At 42.1% G+C, this 19,536-nt stretch carries 18 protein-coding genes; 2 read left to right on the top strand and 16 right to left on the bottom strand.

Annotated features, from left to right (window positions below; genetic code table 11):
- Positions 1 to 47 precede the first annotated feature (47 nt).
- The 11 genes from IGI89_RS12530 to IGI89_RS12480 all read right to left on the bottom strand — a co-directional run bounded on the left by IGI89_RS12530 (position 48) and on the right by IGI89_RS12480 (position 12,270).
- Positions 48 to 503 carry an S-ribosylhomocysteine lyase gene (locus IGI89_RS12530; RefSeq protein WP_430600991.1) on the bottom strand — a complete coding sequence of 152 codons (456 nt, stop codon included), beginning with the start codon at positions 501 to 503 and terminating at the stop codon, positions 48 to 50.
- A gap of 12 nt (positions 504 to 515) precedes the next feature.
- Entirely contained in the window at positions 516 to 1,160 is a 645-nt protein-coding gene (locus IGI89_RS12525; protein WP_218193077.1) for a class I SAM-dependent methyltransferase, read from the bottom strand.
- Between the two features lie 2 nt (positions 1,161 to 1,162).
- Complete coding sequence (locus IGI89_RS12520; protein WP_430600993.1) at positions 1,163 to 2,308, bottom strand: cystathionine gamma-synthase; 1,146 nt, start codon at positions 2,306 to 2,308, stop codon at positions 1,163 to 1,165.
- On the bottom strand, positions 2,298 to 3,263 hold the full coding sequence (locus IGI89_RS12515; RefSeq protein ID WP_430600994.1) for a PLP-dependent cysteine synthase family protein: 966 nt from the start codon (positions 3,261 to 3,263) through the stop codon (positions 2,298 to 2,300). Before IGI89_RS12515 ends, IGI89_RS12520 begins: the two co-directional genes overlap by 11 nt.
- Positions 3,264 to 3,670: 407 nt before the next feature.
- The gene (locus IGI89_RS12510; RefSeq protein ID WP_438735714.1) at positions 3,671 to 4,771 is read right to left on the bottom strand and encodes a glycerol dehydrogenase; all 1,101 of its coding nucleotides are present in this window, start codon (positions 4,769 to 4,771) and stop codon (positions 3,671 to 3,673) included.
- A gap of 187 nt (positions 4,772 to 4,958) precedes the next feature.
- Positions 4,959 to 6,128: a molecular chaperone DnaJ gene (gene dnaJ, locus IGI89_RS12505; RefSeq protein ID WP_005235650.1), complete on the bottom strand. Its 1,170-nt coding sequence runs from the start codon at positions 6,126 to 6,128 to the stop codon at positions 4,959 to 4,961.
- Positions 6,129 to 6,254: 126 nt separating this feature from the next.
- On the bottom strand, positions 6,255 to 8,084 hold the full coding sequence (dnaK, locus tag IGI89_RS12500; RefSeq protein ID WP_005235649.1) for a molecular chaperone DnaK: 1,830 nt from the start codon (positions 8,082 to 8,084) through the stop codon (positions 6,255 to 6,257).
- Positions 8,085 to 8,136: 52 nt separating this feature from the next.
- Complete coding sequence (gene grpE / locus IGI89_RS12495; protein WP_005235647.1) at positions 8,137 to 8,724, bottom strand: nucleotide exchange factor GrpE; 588 nt, start codon at positions 8,722 to 8,724, stop codon at positions 8,137 to 8,139.
- A 38-nt stretch (positions 8,725 to 8,762) separates the two neighbouring features.
- The gene (gene hrcA / locus IGI89_RS12490; RefSeq protein ID WP_005225934.1) at positions 8,763 to 9,806 is read right to left on the bottom strand and encodes a heat-inducible transcriptional repressor HrcA; all 1,044 of its coding nucleotides are present in this window, start codon (positions 9,804 to 9,806) and stop codon (positions 8,763 to 8,765) included.
- A gap of 182 nt (positions 9,807 to 9,988) precedes the next feature.
- Complete coding sequence (gene hemW / locus IGI89_RS12485) at positions 9,989 to 11,179, bottom strand: radical SAM family heme chaperone HemW (RefSeq protein ID WP_087664080.1); 1,191 nt, start codon at positions 11,177 to 11,179, stop codon at positions 9,989 to 9,991.
- Positions 11,180 to 11,622: 443 nt separating this feature from the next.
- The gene (locus IGI89_RS12480) at positions 11,623 to 12,270 is read right to left on the bottom strand and encodes a hypothetical protein (RefSeq protein WP_438735713.1); all 648 of its coding nucleotides are present in this window, start codon (positions 12,268 to 12,270) and stop codon (positions 11,623 to 11,625) included.
- Between the two features lie 161 nt (positions 12,271 to 12,431).
- Between IGI89_RS12480 and IGI89_RS12475 the strand changes: the two genes are divergently transcribed.
- The gene (locus tag IGI89_RS12475) at positions 12,432 to 13,253 is read left to right on the top strand and encodes an aldo/keto reductase (RefSeq protein ID WP_034872694.1); all 822 of its coding nucleotides are present in this window, start codon (positions 12,432 to 12,434) and stop codon (positions 13,251 to 13,253) included.
- A gap of 136 nt (positions 13,254 to 13,389) precedes the next feature.
- Here IGI89_RS12475 and iadA read toward each other — a convergent pair whose 3' ends face one another.
- From iadA to truB, 4 genes are all read right to left on the bottom strand, one after another.
- Complete coding sequence (iadA, locus tag IGI89_RS12470) at positions 13,390 to 14,574, bottom strand: beta-aspartyl-peptidase (protein ID WP_016620344.1); 1,185 nt, start codon at positions 14,572 to 14,574, stop codon at positions 13,390 to 13,392.
- A 30-nt stretch (positions 14,575 to 14,604) separates the two neighbouring features.
- The gene (yfcC, locus tag IGI89_RS12465; protein WP_176273503.1) at positions 14,605 to 16,296 is read right to left on the bottom strand and encodes a putative basic amino acid antiporter YfcC; all 1,692 of its coding nucleotides are present in this window, start codon (positions 16,294 to 16,296) and stop codon (positions 14,605 to 14,607) included.
- A 239-nt stretch (positions 16,297 to 16,535) separates the two neighbouring features.
- A complete protein-coding gene (ribF, locus tag IGI89_RS12460) occupies positions 16,536 to 17,489 on the bottom strand; it encodes a riboflavin biosynthesis protein RibF (protein WP_008378129.1) in 954 nt (317 codons plus the stop codon).
- Between the two features lie 2 nt (positions 17,490 to 17,491).
- Positions 17,492 to 18,418, bottom strand: coding sequence for a tRNA pseudouridine(55) synthase TruB (truB, locus tag IGI89_RS12455; RefSeq protein ID WP_087664078.1), 927 nt, complete (start codon positions 18,416 to 18,418; stop codon positions 17,492 to 17,494).
- 122 nt (positions 18,419 to 18,540) lie between these two features.
- Here truB and IGI89_RS12450 point away from each other — a divergent pair, with 122 nt between their 5' ends.
- On the top strand, positions 18,541 to 19,119 hold the full coding sequence (locus IGI89_RS12450; RefSeq protein WP_005235629.1) for a phosphatase PAP2 family protein: 579 nt from the start codon (positions 18,541 to 18,543) through the stop codon (positions 19,117 to 19,119).
- A 51-nt stretch (positions 19,120 to 19,170) separates the two neighbouring features.
- Here IGI89_RS12450 and rbfA read toward each other — a convergent pair whose 3' ends face one another.
- The gene (rbfA, locus tag IGI89_RS12445; RefSeq protein WP_005225925.1) at positions 19,171 to 19,521 is read right to left on the bottom strand and encodes a 30S ribosome-binding factor RbfA; all 351 of its coding nucleotides are present in this window, start codon (positions 19,519 to 19,521) and stop codon (positions 19,171 to 19,173) included.
- Positions 19,522 to 19,536 lie beyond the last annotated feature (15 nt).

Here is a 19,536-nt window from a genome sequence, read left to right as displayed (position 1 = left end):
CGTCCGCGAATACAAACGCAGGCACCTTTTTTCTACTTCTATTTTGTTTAGGCAAAAACGGTCGACCAATTGTCACGTTCATCAAGAAATTCTTGCGCTAATTTTTGCGCACCTTCTAAGGTATGGTTCGCCGCCCAACCGCATTGCACTTCATTGCTGGCAGGTACTTCATTTGCTTGCAAAACATCCTTCATGGTTTTTTCTAGGACTGTCAAAATCTCTTCATAATCGTCATGATTCAAGACAGTCAGATAGAAGCCGGTTTGGCATCCCATGGGTGACCAATCCACGATATAATCTGCATGATTACGAATCAACTCTGCCGTCAAATGTTCTAAAGAATGCAGACTTGCCATATCCATATGTGCTTGGTTCGGCTGCTTCAAACGAACATCATATTTGATGATGGTATCATTTGTTCCTTGTTTTTTATCGGCAACCCGTACATAAGGTGCTTTGACTTTCGTATGATCCAAATTAAAGCTTTCAACATTCATTTTCATTGTACATCTCTCCTACTCTTTTTGTGCTTCCACAAGCCAAACATACTCATTGATTTGCTTAAAACGACTGGTAAACCCATGTTGGCGAAAATATCGTTCGATATCCGCAGTAACTGGATAGTACTCCCGTTGCAGATCAGCGGCTAGTCGCTGGTGTCCAGCTTGCCGCGCTTCATCGATTAGCTCCATTTTTCGGGCTAAGGAAAGAAACATCGTATCCCCGAAAAGCACTTTCCCGCCTTTTGGCAGCATCGCCGCATATTTGCCGATTGCCCGTTGTTTTTCGTCCTCCGTAAGATGATGAAAAACATAGGTAGAAACGATCGTATCGATTACATCCGTGATTTCAGGAAAAATCTCCATATCACCATCTACAAAAGTCACTTTAGAAAGACTGGGTTTTGACTTGGCGATCCGCCGCATCTCTGGCGATGGCTCGATTGCCAGCACGTTTTTTCCTTGATCAAGCAGAGCTTGTGTTAGATTTCCAGTTCCACTACCAAATTCTACCACAGACTGCCCTGCTTTTTCAGCTATTTCAGCGAGTAACTGTTCATATTTGAAAAAAACCGCTCGATATTCTTCATCCTTACCTGCAACTGTTTCATCGTACTCAGCTGCCCAGTCAGAAAAAATTGGAATAAACTCTCTCCCCATCACTAGCTACCTGCCTTTTCAAACGCTTGCTCTAAATCTGCCTGCAGATCCTCACCGTCTTCGATGCCCACCGACAACCGAATCAAGCCATCTTTGATCCCAGATTGCTCACGAATTTCTTTAGGGATCGAGGCATGGGTCATCACGGCTGGCACTTCTACCAAGCTTTCCACGCCACCTAAGCTTTCTGCTAAAGTAAAAATCTTTAATGATTCAACAAATTCTGCTGTTTTCGATTCATCGTTTAGTTCAAAAGATATCATACCGCTATACCCAGACATCTGTGATTTGGCGATCTCATGACCTTCATGGTCAATCAATCCTGGATAATAGACCTTTGCAACAGCTTGATGTGCTTGTAAGTAGTGGGCAATTTTCATCGCATTGTTTTGATGTGCTTTCATCCGCAAAGCAAGTGTTTTGATGCTTCGTTGGATCAACCAGCTATCATGAGGCCCCAATACACCGCCAATAGCGTTTTGTAAAAAGGCAATTCTTTCGGCGATTAGCGGCTCTTTGGCAACCGCTAATCCAGCTACTACATCACTGTGTCCACCGAGGTACTTGGTAGCACTGTGAATCACAATATCTGCGCCTAATTGTAGCGGCTTTTGAAAATATGGCGTCGCAAAGGTATTATCCACGATCGTCAAGAGATCGTGCTGGGCAGCTAGTCTCGCAACCGATTTGATATCCGTGATTTTTAACAGCGGGTTCGTCGGTGTTTCCAGAAAAATCGCTTTGGTCTCCGGAAGAATTGCTGTTTCAATAGCAACTAAATCATCGGTTTTGACAAGTGAATAAGTCAACCCGCTTTTTTCTAATACTTGATGAAGCAAACGAAATGTCCCCCCATAAACGTCATCTCCTAAAATGACATGATCTCCTGTCTGAAAAAGCGTGAAGATCGCATGGGTGGCTGCTAATCCAGAGGCAAAAGCAAACCCTTGAGCGCCTTCTTCAAGATCCGCAATCAATTCTTCTAAGGCAAAACGAGTTGGGTTGCCTGAACGACTGTATTCATATTGCTTTGGCTGACCTAGAGCATTTTGCCGATAGGTAGATGTTTGGTAGATTGGCACACTGACTGCACCGGTGAGTTCGTCTTCGCTGATACCGCCGTGAATTACTTTTGTATTAAAATGCATTGTTTGTTCCTCCTATGAATGGTGTGATTGCTGATTCGCCAGCATAAATCTTTTTTGATAGATAGCGGTCGCCACCATCGGGAAAGACTGTGGCGATCGAGCTTCCGGTTGGTAATTCGAGGCTTTCTTTTACTGCTGCTGCCATCACGGCTCCACTTGAACTTCCAACAAGCAGACCATAGTTTCTTGCCAAGTAACGAGTAAAGGCAAAGCCTTCGGCATCACTTATCGTATAAATGTTATCAATAAGCAAATCGTCAAAAAATTGTGGAATGAACTCAACACCGATCCCTTCAATCTCGTGGCCATGGGCAGGACCGCCGTTCAAGATTGATCCTTCCGGCTCAACAACAGCAAGACGAGTGCTTGATTTTTGCTTCTTTAAGTACGTCGCGACACCCGCAAAAGTACCACCACTGCCAGCGCCTGCAACAAAGCTGTCAATTTTTCCATGTAATTCCTGATAGATCTCAGGCCCCAATGTTGCTTGATAGGCTGCGGGATTGTTCTGATTATGAAACTGCAATGGCATAAAACTATTCGGCTGTCCTTTTGCTAATTCCTTTGCTTTTTCGATTGCCCCTTGAATGCCAGCTTCCGTTGGTGTATGAACGATAGTTGCGCCTAATGCTTCAATCAATTGCTGCTTTTCAATGCTGAATTTCTCCGGAATAACAAAAATCATTTTTAGTCCATGCTCGATCCCGGCAATAGCTAAGCCAATCCCGGTATTTCCGGCTGTCGGTTCAATTACTGTTGTCTCATGATTGATTGTACGCTCTCGAAATGCCTCATCGATCAAGTACTTTCCTAAGCGGTCCTTAATGCTGCCACCAGGATTTAAATATTCAAGTTTCGCATAGATTTTACTTCCCTTTTTTCCGCCTAAAGCTGCGGCATCAAATTCAAAGAGCGGGGTATGCCCTATCAATTCTTTTACATTTTTAACGATCATCGTTTGACTCCTTATTCAGTTTTTTAGGCAAAACTTGTAAGCTTCATATACCTATTTTGGCTTGCAATCATCAGCCGTCGCCAATGAAAGCGGTAAAAAAAAGCAAACAAAAAGGGGTACTGACTATTACATCAGTACCCCAAAAAAATGTCGTCTTATCCGGATAGAAGCGAATCACTAATAAAAATCAGCGATCTGCTGCGACAAAGGAACTAATAATAGGCATGACAAATGGGTATGCTGCTTTTTGCACCATACAACAACAACAGGTAGTTTGTGTGTTGAAGTTCGTCATGTCTTGTTCCCTCCTTTAATTTGCTTGTTATCAAAATAGCACGACTCTTTTTTTTTGTCAAATATTTTTTTTAATCAACAAGTATCGATCAATGAACGTTTATAAAATAACATTAAAGAGGATAATAAGCAGTCACATAGGCATCCACGACTTTGATCGCGGCTACAACATCTTCTGCGGATACCGTGAACGGCATATTGTGAATCGTCTCCCCTTCGATGGTTGCTTGTTTACCGACTTTCATAAGCTCTGCATCGCTAACATCAGAAAGATGCATTTCAGCTAATGTCGTTGGTAATTCCAACGCCTGATACAACTCAATATATTGGTCAATTTCATCAGGATCCGCGTTTTCCAGCATCAACTGTGTAAGTGTCCCGTAAGCAACTTTCTCCCCATGAGTCAAATCATGGACGTCTCCTTCAAGGGCTGTCAAGCCATTATGGATCGCATGAGCTGCTGCCAAACCAGCACTTTCAAAGCCTAAACCACTTAACAGAGTGTTGGCTTCCACGATTTGTTCAAAAGCTTCGGTAACGACTTGTTTTTTATTTGCTTGATAGGCTTTCAGTGCATTCTCAAAAAGAATCTCTTCGCATTTTTCAGCGATTGCCATGCCGGCAATTGGTTGAATACCACCCACCATATTCTTACTATGGCTTCGGGCAACGGCGCGTGCTTCGACATAGGTTGCTAGTGCATCCGCAATACCCGCTGCAAGTAATTTGGCAGGCGCTTTCGCAATAACGGCTGTATCCACTAAGACAAGTTCAGGGTTTTTGTTGTAAAAACGATATTTTTCAAAGCGACCTTCATCTGTATAAATAACAGAAAGTGCCGAAGTTGGTGCATCAGTAGAAGCGATCGTTGGCAAAACAGCAATCGGTATGTTTAATTCATCCGCAACAGCTTTCCCAGTATCGATGGCTTTCCCGCCACCTAATGCAGCAATTACTTCAATGGATTCGCTTTTGGCTTTAGAGACGATACGATCGATTTCATTTGCAGAAGCTTCTCCACCAAAAATTTCTTTTACCGGACCTAAATCAGCCGCTTTGAGATTTTCAAATAAATCTTCCCCGGCAATTTTCCAAACTGTTTCATCGGTCAAAAGCAGCACTTTCTTTCCTAGATCTTTAATGTGAGATAAACCATCCTTCAATACTCCTTTTCCTTGAACGTATCGTGACGGACTCGCAAATATTCTTTCCATTGTATCTCCTCCTTCAATTGGTCTACTTTTATTGTGACACACTAAGCAAGCGATTTCAAAGGAAAAGAAAAAAAGATGGCCAAGAAGATTCGATTCTCGCACATACTGCACATTTATAGCCATACAAACACTCATGCCCTTATAAAACTGATGGTTTTATAAGGGCATGAATTGGATTATTTACTTGTTATTTCTTTTTCCCACCAAAAGCATCTTTCATTTTATCAAAAAACCCTTCTGGTTGTTGTTCGGTGGTTTCATGACCACTAGCTTTTGCATAAGCCCGCAATGCTTCTTTTTGTTCCTCATTTAAGTTCTTAGGTGTGATCAGCTTCACTTTGACTTGTTGATCGCCATTGCCGCCTCCCCGTAAGCGAGGTGCTCCTTTACCGCGTAAGCGGAAGTTCGTACCTGTTTGGGTCCCAGCTGGGATTTTTAACTTCACATTCCCGTGAACGGTTGGCACATTGACCTCATCTCCTAAAGCTGCTTGGACAAAGTTCAACGGCAACTCGTAATAAATCTCTGAACCGTCACGATCAAAAATATCACTTTCTTCCACACGGAAAACAACGTATAGGTCCCCATAAGGACCACCATTGGTTCCAGCTTCCCCTTGGCCAGATAAACGCATTTGTTGTCCATCTTCGACACCTGCAGGCACGTTGACTTTTACATTATGTTTTTTCTTTTCATGGCCAGTACCATGACAGGTTGTACATGGTTCTTTGATTTCTTTCCCAGTTCCATGACAAACATCACAGGTTTGACGGCTCATTACACGACCAAGCGGTGTTTGACGTTCAACATTGATAGTACCTGCACCATGACATTTATGACAGGTTTCTGGTGAAGTACCTGGTTTTGCCCCGTTCCCGCCGCAGGTATGACAGGTTTCTTCACGATTGTATTGAACAGTTTTTTCCACTCCGAAAATCGCTTCTTCAAAGGAAAGATCAACCGCATATTGCAAGTCTGCTCCTTGTCGAGGTGCATTAGGATTGGCTGCTCTGCCGCCTCCACCACCAAAAAACGATTCGAAAATGTCTTCAAATCCACCAAAACCGCCACCGGAGAATCCGCCACTGTTAAAGCCGCCGAATCCACCGCCATAACCGCCTCCGTAGTTCGGATCGGTACCAGCATGACCATACTGGTCATAAGCAGCTCTTTTTTGGGAATCACTTAATATTTCATAGGCCTCAGAAATCTCTTTAAACTTTGCTTCTGCATCAGGTTCTTTATTGATGTCTGGATGATATTGTTTTGAAAGCTTACGATAAGCTTTTTTGATTTCGTCATCCGAAGCCCCTTTTTGTAGACCTAAGACCTCATAATAATCTCTTTTGTCTGCCATTGGCTTCCCTCCACTCTATTCTTGCGTCTCTCGTATTTTAGCATATAATTCGCTCTAGAAAAATACGTTTCGCAAATTCATAAGAAAAAGCCAAAGCGGTGACTTTGGCTTTTTCACAAACAGCGATTATTTATCGTCACCGTCTACTTCTTCAAAGTCGGCGTCAACCACATCGTCTGCGCCGCCTTGTGCAGCTTCTGGATTTTCTTGTGCTTGTTGTTGTGCTGCTTGTTCGTATAATTTAACGGTTAAGTTTTGTACGATTTCATTCAAAGCATCACGTTTCGTTTTCATTTCTTCTAAGTTGTTTGCTTCAACCGCAGCTTTCAACTCATCACGAGCTTCTTCCGCTTTTTTGACTTCGTCTGCATCCACTTTGCCTTCAAGCTCTTTCAATGTTTTATCAACAGTGAACAACAATGCATCGACGTCATTGCGTAGATCAACTTCTTCTTTGCGTTGTTTGTCAGCTTCAGCGTTTGCTTCAGCATCTTTTACCATGCGTTCGATTTCTTCATCTGATAAACCTGAAGATGATTTGATCGTGATTTTTTGTTCTTTTTGTGTACCTAAATCTTTTGCAGAAACATTAACGATCCCATTTTTATCGATATCAAATGTTACTTCGATTTGAGGGATGCCACGAGGTGCTGGTGGAATATCCGTCAATTGGAATCTTCCTAATGTTTTGTTATCAGCAGCCATTGGACGTTCCCCTTGCAAGACATGGATATCAACGGCTGGTTGATTGTCTGCTGCAGTTGAGAAGACTTGTGATTTACTTGTAGGGATCGTTGTGTTACGATCGATCAGTTTTGTGAAGACAGCACCCATCGTTTCGATACCTAATGATAATGGTGTAACATCTAGTAAGACAACATCTTTCACATCCCCAGTGATCACGCCACCTTGGATCGCAGCCCCCATCGCTACCACTTCATCTGGGTTTACTGATTTGTTTGGTTCTTTATTGGTTTCTTTACGTACAGCATCAACTACTGCCGGAATACGAGTTGAACCACCAACTAAGATCACTTCGTCGATTTCTGATTGTGATAGCCCAGCATCTTTCAAAGCTTGACGTACTGGAATTTTTGTACGTTCTACTAAGTCTGCTGTTAATTCATCAAATTTCGCACGAGTCAAGGTCATTTCCAAGTGCAATGGACCAGCATCGCCAGCTGTGATAAACGGTAAGCTGATTTGTGTACTTGTTACACCTGACAAGTCTTTTTTCGCTTTTTCAGCAGCATCTTTCAAACGTTGCAAAGCCATTTTATCTTTTCCAAGATCAATGCCGTTTTCTTTTTTGAATTCTGCTACCATGTGATCGATGATTTTGTTATCAAAGTCATCCCCACCTAGGTTGTTGTCCCCAGCAGTTGATAATACGTCAAAGACGCCATCACCTAATTCAAGGATCGATACGTCGAAAGTACCGCCACCTAAGTCAAAGACCAAGATTTTTTCATCTTTATCTGTTTTATCTAACCCATAAGCTAAAGCTGCGGCAGTTGGTTCATTGACGATCCGTTCTACTTCAAGACCGGCAATTTTACCAGCATCTTTGGTTGCTTGACGTTGTGCATCGTTGAAGTATGCAGGAACAGTGATGACTGCTTTTTCAACTTTTTCCCCTAAATAGTCTTCAGCAAATCCTTTGATGTATTGAAGAACCATTGCGGAAACTTCTTGTGGTGTATACGATTTGCCTTCAACTTCTACTTTGTATCCAGCTTCACCCATATGGCGTTTAATAGAAGAAATCGTATTAGGATTTGTCACTGCTTGGCGTTTTGCAACTTCCCCTACTTGGATCTCACCATTTTTGAATGAGACAACAGAAGGTGTGGTACGGTTTCCTTCTGGATTCGTAATGATTTTTGCTTCGCCGCCTTCAAGGACAGCAACAGCTGAGTTTGTTGTTCCTAAGTCGATACCGATAATTTTACTCATAAGTAATACACTCCCTTTTTTAATTTAAACATCTACTTATAGATAGAAAGAACTATTGTGCAACGATGACCATGCTTGCACGCAAGACACGATCATGCAATTTATACCCTTTTTGCAAGACAGTAACGATTGTGTCTGCCGGTGTTTCATCAGAGGCAGGTACAGTCTGCACCGCTTGATGCAAGTTCGGATCGAACATTGCACCTTCAGCAGGAATCTCTTCGATTCCCTCTTCTTTTAAGGCTTGACGCAGACTTTCAAGAACCATTTCAACGCCTTTTTTCAAATTCGCCGCTTGGTCTTGATCGACATCTGCTGCCATCGCTCGTTCCAAATTGTCGATTGCTGGCAACAGTTTTTTGCCAAGATCTTGCGAGCGGTATTTTTGTAAAAGTTCCCGCTCGTTGCGGTTACGTGAAGTGATATTTGCGATCTCTGCACGAGCACGCAGGAATTGATCTTCCAATTCATTATTCTTTTCTTGCAAAAGTTCCAATTCGCTTTTTTCCACTGTTTCTTCCTCTGGTTGAGGAGTCTGTGCTTCAGTTTCAGTTGATTCATTTGAAGATTCAGTTGTTTCTGCGGTTTCTTCAGCAGTTTTATCTAATTCTTCATCTAAACGCTCTTCTTTTTCCGTCACGTTTCAACCATCCCTTCTACGATTTGTTTCATTGCCGCTTATTCATTGGCAGCGTCTAATGCGCGATAATAATCGGCCAATTTTTTTGCTAACTCGCCTCGAAAAACTTCCATCAAACCAAACATCCGTGAATACGGCATACTTGATGGACCTAATAAAGCGATCGTTCCTTGTCCATGACCTTCGATTTCATAGCTAGCTTGGATCAGACTCATATTTTGTAACAAGTCATTGCCAAGCTCAGAGCCGATTCTGATTTGAATCGCAGAATCTCTTGGCGCCAGCAGCTGTGTCAGCTGATCTGCATTTTTCATAAATGAATACATCGATTTGAACTGACTAACATCTTGCGTCGGTTCAAAATCCAGAAGATTCATTCGCCCGCCGACGAAGATTTTTTCTTCAAAAATGTGGCTCAGCATCGTATCAAAGAGATCAACGATTCCGTCAGTCGTTTGAAAATACTTATGCAGAATCATAGGAATCTCTGTTCTTAAACGATGGTAGACCGTCATTAGAGGCTCACCGATCAATTTGTCGTTGATGATCCTTACCATTTTTTCCAAATCTTCGCTGCTCATCGATTCAGGAAGAGTAAAGACTTGATTTTCGACATTCCCTTTATCCGTCACGATGATCGCGATGATCTGTCGTGCATTCAATGGGACGATTCGAAAACCGGTCAATTTCCTTTCCTTCATATCTGGCCCGAGAGACAACGCTGTATAGCTAGTCAAGTTGGACAAGATCGTGGCAGACTGCTGGATGATTTCATTGATTTCATGAAAATCTTTTCCAAAAGAATGACGAATGGTTTGAATTTCGTTTTGGTCAACTTCCGATGGCTTCAATAAGTGATCAACGTAATAGCGATACCCTTTTATTGACGGCACACGCCCTGAAGATGAATGTGTCTTTAACAGAAGTCCAGCTTCTTCCAGCGCCTTCATCTCATTACGAATGGTGGCAGAGCTAGCTTCAACCCCATCTTCCATCAATCGCTTCGAGCCCGTGGGCTGACCAGTATTCGTATAATTTTGGATGATGAGGTGTAAAATCATTTGTTGTCTAGGTGTCAACATTTTATCCACTCCTCCGTTAGCACTCATTCCTATTAAGTGCTAACACGATTATAAATATACCATATTTGCTAGGAATGTCAAGTATTTGCATCACTTTTTTAGCACTCTTTCTAAGAGAGTGCTAAAAAAGAAATCAAAAAAAGAAGCAGCACGAAATGGCTACTTCTCTTACTCGTTCTTTCTTATTTTTCTCCATCCAAGAGAAATGCTTCAAACACTTCGTTGCCAATAAACATCCCAGCTTTCGTTAAAAAGACACGGTCACCTTGACTAGCCAACCAGCCTTTTTGAATCAACTGTTCGCTCGTTGAACCATAGATTTCCTGAAAAGACTTCCCGAATTTTTCTGCAAACTGTATTTTTGAAATGCCGACCTTTTTACGAAGGCCTAAAAACAGTTCCTCCTCCATTTGATTGCTGGTTGTCAATTCTTCGATTTCGTGGATTGGCAACTGATTTTCCTGTAATGGTTTCAAATAATGCTGGATTGGACCTTTGTTCTTGTAGCGAGTCTGTCCAAGATACCCGCTGGCGCCTGCCCCAAAGCCAAAATAATGTTCATTGTTCCAATACACTAGATTATGTAAGGACTCATACCCTGGTCGTGCAAAATTACTGATTTCATATTGGTTCAATCCAGCTTTTGTCATCGCGGCGATCGCCTCATCAAACATCTGCGTTTCAGCTTCTTGAGAAGGCAGTGCCATTCTCCCTTGGCGAACCCAGTTCATAAACATGGTTTTGTTTTCTAAAATCAAAGAATACATCGCATAGTGAGGCAACCCGAGATCAATCGCTCGCGTCAGTGTATCACGGAAGCTTTCTATGCTTTGTCCCGGAAGTGCATAAATCAAATCGATCGTCACATTCTGAAAATCATGTTTTTCCAGCAGCTGAATAGTTGAATAAACATCTTCAGCGGTATGCTTGCGGCCAATTTTTTTAAGCAAGCGATTATCAAAGGTCTGGACCCCCATCGACAAGCGATTGACTTGATGATTTTTCAAAACCAGCATTTTTTCTTCACTCAAATCACCAGGATTTGCTTCCACTGTAAACTCTTTGGTTGTGTGTGTTGGCAGCAATTCATGCACACCTGACAGCAATCGATCCAGTTGGTTCGCCGAAAGCGACGTTGGCGTCCCGCCGCCGATATAAATCGTTTTCGTCTCATTGAGAGGCTGACGCAAGAGGGTCAGCTCAATTTCTTTTAGTAACGCTTCGATGTACTCATCCACTGGCTGCCCTTCTAAAAACACTTTGTTGAAGTCACAGTAGTAGCAGATATGTTCACAGAAAGGTATATGTATATACGCAGAAATATTTTGCGCGCTTTTTGTAGATGGATCGTTTATTGTTTGACCTTCAGGCATTCCTAAGTAATTCTCCTCTACCTTCTTTTTTGCTCCCACCGCTGAGAGCACCGGCACTCATTGTAGCATAGTTCTTAGAATTCTCCTATCACTTGGACTATTTTTAAGCAAGAAAAAACACCACTTCCAAGAAGTGATGTCTTTAAATATTCATAGAAAAAATAAAGAGCACTACTCTTATTAAGTACGGTAAAATACCGCTTTTGTTCTTATCCCGCCCAGAAAAAAATCTGTTTGTTACAAGAACTAACACTTCCCCCAAACTGTTAGCGCCACAATAGATAAGCTGTTGTTGACGGCTTACTTAACAAGAGCAGGACTCTTATTCATGAAAGACAATTGCTTGTCTTATCTGACTTAAGTATACCTTTTTAAAAAAATTAAGTCCTATCATCTTTTTCACCAGTCTATGAAAACGATGAGAATCTTCACCTTGGTAACAGTTATAAAATGTGCAGCAAAATATCGATCAGATAGCGGATCAACCGATACGCAATAAATAAGAAGAAAATATTTCCCAGCAAGAATTGAAAGACATTGCCAATCGATCCCTTAAAGGAGCGAAAACTGAAATAACGCGACCAACGATTGAACCCGTTTTGGCGGTTTCGTTTCAAACGATACGCTTCATCATACTTCATCTCCAAGAGGTCATAATAAAAAATCATCAAGGGTTGTTGCACAAAGAAAACTTTTTTATAGCCTGCCATCAACGTGTACTGCTTATTATTGGAAGGAAAGTTGCGATTGCCGTTTTTCTTCACGCGCATCGTTGTTACATCATTCATTTGGAACGCATAATGATCCTCAAATTCTGTCAGTTGATGAATTTGCGGCACCTGATTTTCTTCTTCGAAAGCAAGTACGACCTCACTCGCTCGCTGATAAAGTGAAACCAACCACGCCATTATGCCTAGCAATATAACTAGCAAAATGATATTTAAAAGCAAACTTTCTTGTAACAAAAGTAAATAACCTAAGATAATCAAAATCGCCACACCAAGGGCAATCATTCTTCTACGGAAATAACTGCGATACATCAATTCAAAAGAGCGCCGATAATAGGCAAAATCTTCTTTAACAAAATCCATTTTTTCCACATCTTTCTGTGTTTAGGTTGCTGATAATGTATCAAAGATCCTTTTGAAAGTCAATTTCCCTCAAAAGTTTCAGCGTCTGATTTGTTTCAAACAAGAAAACGTTTTATAATGGAAGATGTAACAAAAAAAGCGATGAAAGTAGGTTGAGATACGTGATATTACAAGAAACATTTACCTTGCAGAACAAACTGGCAATTCCTAAGATTGGCCTTGGAACCTGGCAATCTTCTCCAGAAGATGCTTACAACGCAACAAAATTTGCCATTCAAAATGGTTATCGACATGTCGATACAGCGGCAGCTTACAAAAACGAAGAAGCGGTTGGGAAAGCTGTGCGCGATTCAGGCGTTGCCCGCGATGAAATTTTTGTTACCACGAAAGTACCTGCTGAGTTAAAGACCTACCAAGAAGCGGTTGATAGCATTGATGCTTCTCTAAAAAAACTTGACTTAGGGTATATCGATTTGATTTTGATCCATGCCCCTCGTCCTTGGAAAATCATGGGAAACAATCCAGAAAACAAAGATTTTTATCTTGAAAACATCGATGTTTGGAAAGCATTAGAAGAAGCCTACTTAAGTGGAAAAGTAAAATCGATTGGTGTTTCCAACTTCGATCAAAAAGATTTGCAAAATATTTTTGATCATTGCGATGTGAAACCGATGGTCAACCAGTTTATTTACCATATTGGCCGCACAAATGAAGAACTATTGACATTTTGCAAAGCGCACGAAATTTTAGTGGAAGGCTATTCACCAATCGCTACTGGTCGTTTACTCGATAACGATGCAGTGAAGACGATTGCTGAAGCCTATGGAAAATCTATTCCACAACTTTCAATTCGTTACTTGCTACAAAAAGACATTCTGCCATTGCCAAAATCCGTTCATGAAGAATACATTGCTGACAATGCCAAAGTTGACTTTGAAATTTCTGAAGAAGACATGAAGAAATTGGATGAGTTGCAAGCTTAAGAATACTTGCGTTTAATTGAAAAAAGCAGTCCGATCAAGTCCAGTAAATGCTGGTCATGGATCGGGCTGCTTATTTTCTTCTACAACTCTGTTTAGAAAAACAACCGTTTCTTAGTCTGTTAAAACTGAATTCTTCTTATGTTAGTTGTTCAAAGGTACCCCACACTTTTACTTCTTGTTCTTCTACCATTGTTCTGCCTTTTGCTAGAACCGTTTCTACTGCTAATGAGTCTTTGTTCAGCAAGCAAATATCAGCATCCATCCCTGCTGCAAGACGTCCCTTTTGATCAAGCTTCAATACTTTCGCTGGATTGGAAGTGATTGCTCGAATGGCGATCTCCAATGGAATCTGCTCTTTTTGGACTGCTTCTTTAATGCCTACCATCAGCGCTCGCGAACTGCCGACACCCAGACCTATGAATTGATTGTTTTCATCAAAGTACGGGAGGCTGCCTTGCCCATCAGAGGTCATGGTAAATTGATCCAGGCCGATCCCTTCTGCTAACAAACGTTTCAATCCTTTACTGAAGCGAACCTCATCGTCTTCTTTTTCCCAGAAATCAGGATCTTCACTCGCCGTAAAATCAATCGTTCCACCCATTTTTGCAAAAGCAATACTTGCTTCGAAAAGCTCGCTGGTCCGATTGGCATGTGTCGGTAAAAATTGGCTGATTGGAATCTCTGTCTCTTCGATGGTTCGTAAAAGCAGCTCATATTTTTTCTTTCCTCCACCTAAGTGGACGTTTACGATACCTGCTTTTCCAGAAAGCATCCCACCAACACGAGCATCCGCAACCGCGCGGGTAAATTCTTCGAAACTTGGTTGTGAAGAACGATGGTCAGAAACGGCAATTTCACCGATACCAATAATTTTATCGATAGTCAAAAAATCTTGGATGATGGAATCCGTGACGGGCGCCAAAGGCAATCGATACGAACCGTCATAAAGATAAGTCGTGATGCCTTCCGCCTCTAGTCCACGCGCCTTACTGATCAAGGCAGTCATATCTCTGCCTACTCCGTCAGTACCTAAACAGCCAACCACTGTCGTTACTCCTGCAGAGGTCAATTGACTCAATTTCACTTCTGGTGTCCGGTTTTGAAAGCCGCCTTCCCCGCCACCTCCTAAGATATGAAAGTGGCAGTCAATAAAGCCGGGCACAGCGAGTAACCCTGTGCCATCGATTTCTTCAAGAGGAACACCTGAGAATCCTCCTTCAATCGAATCTTGAATAGCAATGATCTTGTCTTCATTTAATAAAATATCTTTTTTTCCTAAATAGTCAGGAGCGTAAACCTCTGCTTGTCGTATCACCTTCATAAGTGCTTCCTCCTTGTGGCTGATTACTTCTTATTGCAAGCCGATTGCGACCGCAATAAAGATAAAAATCGTTCCTAATACAAATAAGAAACCTTGCATTTTGATCTGGAATTTCGCCCATTTCACCCATTCGATTCTTGCGACACCTAAGACACCGATCAGACTTGCCGATACTGGAGTGAAGGCATCCATAAAGCCCGAGCCTAATTGATAAGCCAAGACAGCGATCTGTCTAGAGACACCTAAAAGATCGGCTAATGGCGCCATGATCGGCATGGTTAATGCAGCTTGACCTGAATTTGAAGTCACGATCAAATTGAAGAAGCTTTGGAAAATGTACATGAACCAGGCACCAATAAAAGCTGGAACATTGCTTAACAATCCGCCGATGCTGTGCAAAATCGTATTCAACGCTGACGGCACATTGGCATCAGAACCGCCGAGAACCAGAAGAATCCCTTTGGCCATCCCTACAACGATTGCAGTTCCTGCCAATTCTGAGGCACCAGATTGAAAGGCACTCGCCACATCATTCAAGCCCATATTTTCTAATTTGAAAAGAACCGCTATGATTCCTGCCCCTAAGCCCATAACAAAGAATTGAGAAGCAATCTCGGGAATATAGTAGCCTTTCTGCGTCACACCCCATACGATCCAGATCAAAACCGCCAGCATTTCAACCAAGATCAATTTATGACCTAATAAAAATGGTTTTTGCTCACTGGAGGTTTTTTCAAGATGATTTCTAAAATACGCATCCGATTGATACGTTAGCGATTTCTCAGGATTCTTGCGAATTCTTTCGGCATAGATCATGAGGTACCCTGCGGATAGTGCGGTAACCACGACCCACATGATGATTCGGAACGTTGCGCCTGAAAGAACGGGAATACCTGCGATCCCTTGAGCTACTGCCACACTAAACGGACTCATCCACGAGGTGGCATTTCCAATCTGGGAGGCGACATAGGTGACGGTGACCGCCACGATCGAATCATACCCCAATGCGATCACGAAAGGCACCATGACCATCGAAAACGGAATGACTTCTTCTGCCATCCCAAAGGTAGCGCCCCCAAATGAAAAAGCAAAGAACAACAGCGGCAATGCCAAGCGTTCTAATCCACGAGTTTTGCTGATAAATGCAAAGATCCCCGCATCAATCGCTCCGGTTTGCATGATAATACCAAACGCACCACCGACCACTAGGATCAGTGCTGCGATCCCAACTGCTGAGCCGTATTTATCACCAGAAACCAATCCTTCAAAAACAAAATTTAAGAAGCCGAAACCGTTAAAGTCATCAGTTCCCCAAACCTTGGCTGTTTTGTGCAGTTTTTCAGAAGTATCATAAATTTTTTCGCCGTAAAGACTGTAAAGCGTGTCATCGGTCAGTCCCACCTCATCTAATTGACTCTGGGACAACTCTTTAGGCCCTTCAGCTAGAACAGCTGCTAAAGCCTCAGGATCGACATCTAATTCTTCCAACTCTTGTGGATCGTCTTCCAATTGATTCAACTGTTGATAGACGTATTCGTTATCTAACGGGTAGGCATAACGAAACGAATCTTGCATCAAGACCGTTCTGGTACTTATTTCCCCATTTGCATCGGTATACTCGATTTCTTGTGTACTGAATTTTCCAGCGGGAACTAAGAAAGTCAGCAACCACGCCAACAATACGACCCCAAAGATGATGACATACGTATGAGGCGTTTTCATTTTAGTTAAATCTTTCTTTTCTTTCCCCTTTTTCGCTTTTTTTCCAATTGTCACTTTTTCTCTCCCTTTCCCTTTGCAGCATTCTGCATAAATTATCATTTTTGCCTATTTTTTAGTATATCGAAAAAACGTTTTTTCCTCATGGGGAAAGCATTAGAATTCAAATAAACTACGTTATAAAAAGAAAGAAAAAGAAAAAGTGAAAAGAAGCCAGAAACGCTTCTTTTCACTACGAATGCTTAGTTTTCTTCTGAAAGCCCATCAAAATAAGTTTCAGTGTCTCGTTCATCTTGCTTTAATTGTTCGATCAACGCTTGTGCGCCATTGAAAGCGACTTGATCACGTAAGAAATGATGCCAGCGGATCGCCACGGTTTCACCATAGATATCTTGGTGAAAATCGAGAATATAGATTTCAACTGTTAACTGGCGCCCCTGACCAAACGTATCATTGTGACCAATCGATCCCATCGATGGATACCACTTGTCACCGACTTTGATTTCCGTCACATAGACGCCTTCTTTTGGCAACCGAACGGTGCTCTTTACTTTGATATTCGCGGTTGGAAACCCAAGTTCTCGTCCTCTAGCATCACCGTGAACGACGGTTCCTTCAAATTCATAAATATACCCTAACAAGCGATTGACTTGTGCCATATCGCCATTTTGTAGGGCAGAGCGAATGCGTGTGGAGCTAACCTTTTCTTCATCAAACGATTCTTGCGCGACAGTCACAACTTCAAAACGATTTTCTGCATATGTTGGTAACAGCGCCATGTTGGCTATCTCTTTCTTGCCGTAGGTATAGTCGAATCCAGCAACAACAACTTTTGCATGCAGACCGATCATGTATTCATCCACAAACACCTGTGGTGCCAGATTTGCAAAAGCAGAAGTAAACTCAATGATATAAAGAATATCTACTCCAAGCTTTTCCATATGCGCTTCCTTTTGAGCCAAGCTGGTCAGGTATTGCATTTTTTCAGGATCGACTTTTTGAAAAACGATCGAGGGATGTTGATTAAAGGTCATTAATGCCAATTTTAACCCTTTTTCTTCTGCGATCTTTCGTCCTGTTTCAATGACTTTCTGATGACCTAGATGTACGCCATCGAAAAAGCCTAACACTAAGACGATCTCCTCATCAGGAATCGTTTCGTGATCATAAGGGTGTCTCATTTCAATGATTTCCATGTTCATTCTCCTATTTCTGTACGGATGACTTTTACCGGTTTCATCATATCTTGGTATTTGTCATGAGCTTTATAGATACTGATCAATTGTTCTCGATAAAAAATCGCCACTAATTCCTCTGGGCGCTCTTGTAATCCAAACACGCTGAAAGGCAAGCGCATGCCATTTTTTACTTTCTGCCAGAGGTCCGCATCGATCGTCACTTGAACAAACTCCGATACCCCATATTCCACCGGTAGCAGTAGTTCCGAAACACGTTGTTCATCGACTGCCTTTTGCACCTCTGCAATCGTGTAAGATTGTTCTTTAGAAAAACCACCGCTTTTTAAGCGAGTCAAATCAGACATATGCGCGGGTACACCCAGCAATTTTCCTGTGTCGACCGCTAACGTGCGAACATAAGTCCCTTTTCCACAAGAAACTTCAAAACGCCAGCTTTGCGTATTGTCCTCATGAAAAACCGGCTCTGAAATTCGTTTGAAGGAATAAATTTCTGCTTTGCGCCGTGGTCGCTCGACAGTTTCATTGTTGCGAGCATATTCGTAAAGTCGTTTGCCATTGACTTTGACCGCCGAATACATCGGCGGGATCTGGGTAATCGTCCCCGTCAACTGTTTCATTGCCTGATCGATTTCTGTCTTCGTAAACGGACGAGTTAGTGCTTGTTGTTCAACGATATCCCCCGACCGATCTTCTGTAGTGGTACTGAAGCCCAAGGTGATTTCCCCGGTGTAGACTTTTCCAGAATCAACCAAGTATTCGACGATCTTCGTTCCTTTTCCGATACAAATGGGCAAGACACCATCCACGTCAGGATCTAGTGTGCCGCTGTGTCCGATTTTTTTTGTCTTTAATATTTTTCGTAATTTAAACACGCAGTCGTGACTTGTTTGTCCACGCTCTTTCCATAATGGTAAAATCCCGTCCATCGTATTCCTCCATTTCACTTCAACTTGCTTATTATAACATATAAAAAAAATTCATTGCACGACAAAATCCTTTTCGCTCCTTCTCATTACATGATAAACTAAGCATATAAGGAGGTCCTAAAATGGTTGTTTTAACGATAGGGTCATTTATTGGATTTGCCATCTTTTTGATCATGATTCAGCTCGGCACGATGCAGCGTTGGGAAGAAGCGTTTGCTTTGCAGATCATCCAAAGCCGTACGCCTTCTTTGACGCGCATGATGCACTTTTTTACCAATTTAGGAAAAGCCTTTCCGACAGTTGCGATCGCTTTACTATTGTTTGTCTTTCCATCATCGCGGGCGGATCTTGCACCAAAAACAGCAGTCAGTATCTTCATAGTATCAGCAGCTGCTTACCTGATCAAACGGATCGTCCGACGAGATCGTCCGATCGATCATCGTTTAGTTGAAGAAAAAGATCACAGCTTTCCTAGTGCCCATGCTGCCACATCCGCTGCCATGTACGGAACGATCGCCTTGAATCTTGGACAATTGGTTCCCTCAGCAGTCCTTCCGATGACTCTGCTGGCAGTTTTGTTAAGCTTTATGATCGGCTTTAGCAGAGTCTACTTAGGGATCCATTTTTTAACAGATGTGATCGGAGGCTGGCTCTTGGGGACAGGTGTTGCTGGACTGGTAACTTTACTGATGAATACCTGATGCTCTTTTCAAATAAAAAAGAACAGCTTCGATTGGAAGCTGCTCTTTTTTTTATTCTTCTGAGTGCAATGCGCGAATCATTTCATCAATTTTATTCCCGTATTGTACTGATTCATCCAATTCGAATTGGATTTCTGGAACTTTATAGAGCGTTAACGCTTGACCTAATTCACGACGAACCAAGCCAGTTGCTTTTTCCAGTCCTGCTTGGGCTTTTTGCTTATCTGAAGCTAAGTCCGTTAGGGTGCTGTAAAAGATCGTTGCTTGCTGTAAATCTCCAGTTACTCGTACATCTGTGATCGTCACATCTTGCACGCGAGGATCACGAACTTTTTTACGAAGAATTTGATTGACTTCTTTTAAGATTTCTTGTGCCACTCGGCGATCTCGATAGTTAGCCATTCAAAAAGCCTCCTT

The organism is Enterococcus sp. AZ141 (genome assembly GCF_051714385.1).
GTDB classification, from domain to species: Bacteria; Bacillota; Bacilli; order Lactobacillales; family Enterococcaceae; genus Enterococcus_D; species Enterococcus_D entomosocium.
Note: the sequence above shows the minus strand (reverse complement) of the source record. Positions and strands in the feature narration are given on the sequence as shown.

What these genes read in the sequence shown, in the direction of transcription:
- IGI89_RS12480 (WP_438735713.1), bottom strand. Translation starts at nt 12,270, where the DNA reads ATGGATTTTGTTAAAGAAGATTTTGCCTATTATCGGCGCTCTTTTGAA.
- yfcC (WP_176273503.1), bottom strand. Translation starts at nt 16,296, where the DNA reads ATGAAAACGCCTCATACGTATGTCATCATCTTTGGGGTCGTATTGTTG.
- truB (WP_087664078.1), bottom strand. Translation starts at nt 18,418, where the DNA reads ATGGACGGGATTTTACCATTATGGAAAGAGCGTGGACAAACAAGTCAC.
- IGI89_RS12525 (WP_218193077.1), bottom strand. Translation starts at nt 1,160, where the DNA reads ATGGGGAGAGAGTTTATTCCAATTTTTTCTGACTGGGCAGCTGAGTAC.
- rbfA (WP_005225925.1), bottom strand. Translation starts at nt 19,521, where the DNA reads ATGGCTAACTATCGAGATCGCCGAGTGGCACAAGAAATCTTAAAAGAA.
- hrcA (WP_005225934.1), bottom strand. Translation starts at nt 9,806, where the DNA reads ATGTTGACACCTAGACAACAAATGATTTTACACCTCATCATCCAAAAT.
- IGI89_RS12520 (WP_430600993.1), bottom strand. Translation starts at nt 2,308, where the DNA reads ATGCATTTTAATACAAAAGTAATTCACGGCGGTATCAGCGAAGACGAA.
- ribF (WP_008378129.1), bottom strand. Translation starts at nt 17,489, where the DNA reads ATGGAAATCATTGAAATGAGACACCCTTATGATCACGAAACGATTCCT.
- IGI89_RS12515 (WP_430600994.1), bottom strand. Translation starts at nt 3,263, where the DNA reads ATGATCGTTAAAAATGTAAAAGAATTGATAGGGCATACCCCGCTCTTT.
- dnaJ (WP_005235650.1), bottom strand. Translation starts at nt 6,128, where the DNA reads ATGGCAGACAAAAGAGATTATTATGAGGTCTTAGGTCTACAAAAAGGG.
- hemW (WP_087664080.1), bottom strand. Translation starts at nt 11,179, where the DNA reads ATGCCTGAAGGTCAAACAATAAACGATCCATCTACAAAAAGCGCGCAA.
- IGI89_RS12530 (WP_430600991.1), bottom strand. Translation starts at nt 503, where the DNA reads ATGAAAATGAATGTTGAAAGCTTTAATTTGGATCATACGAAAGTCAAA.
- IGI89_RS12510 (WP_438735714.1), bottom strand. Translation starts at nt 4,771, where the DNA reads ATGGAAAGAATATTTGCGAGTCCGTCACGATACGTTCAAGGAAAAGGA.
- dnaK (WP_005235649.1), bottom strand. Translation starts at nt 8,084, where the DNA reads ATGAGTAAAATTATCGGTATCGACTTAGGAACAACAAACTCAGCTGTT.
- iadA (WP_016620344.1), bottom strand. Translation starts at nt 14,574, where the DNA reads ATGAAGGTGATACGACAAGCAGAGGTTTACGCTCCTGACTATTTAGGA.
- IGI89_RS12450 (WP_005235629.1), top strand. Translation starts at nt 18,541, where the DNA reads ATGGTTGTTTTAACGATAGGGTCATTTATTGGATTTGCCATCTTTTTG.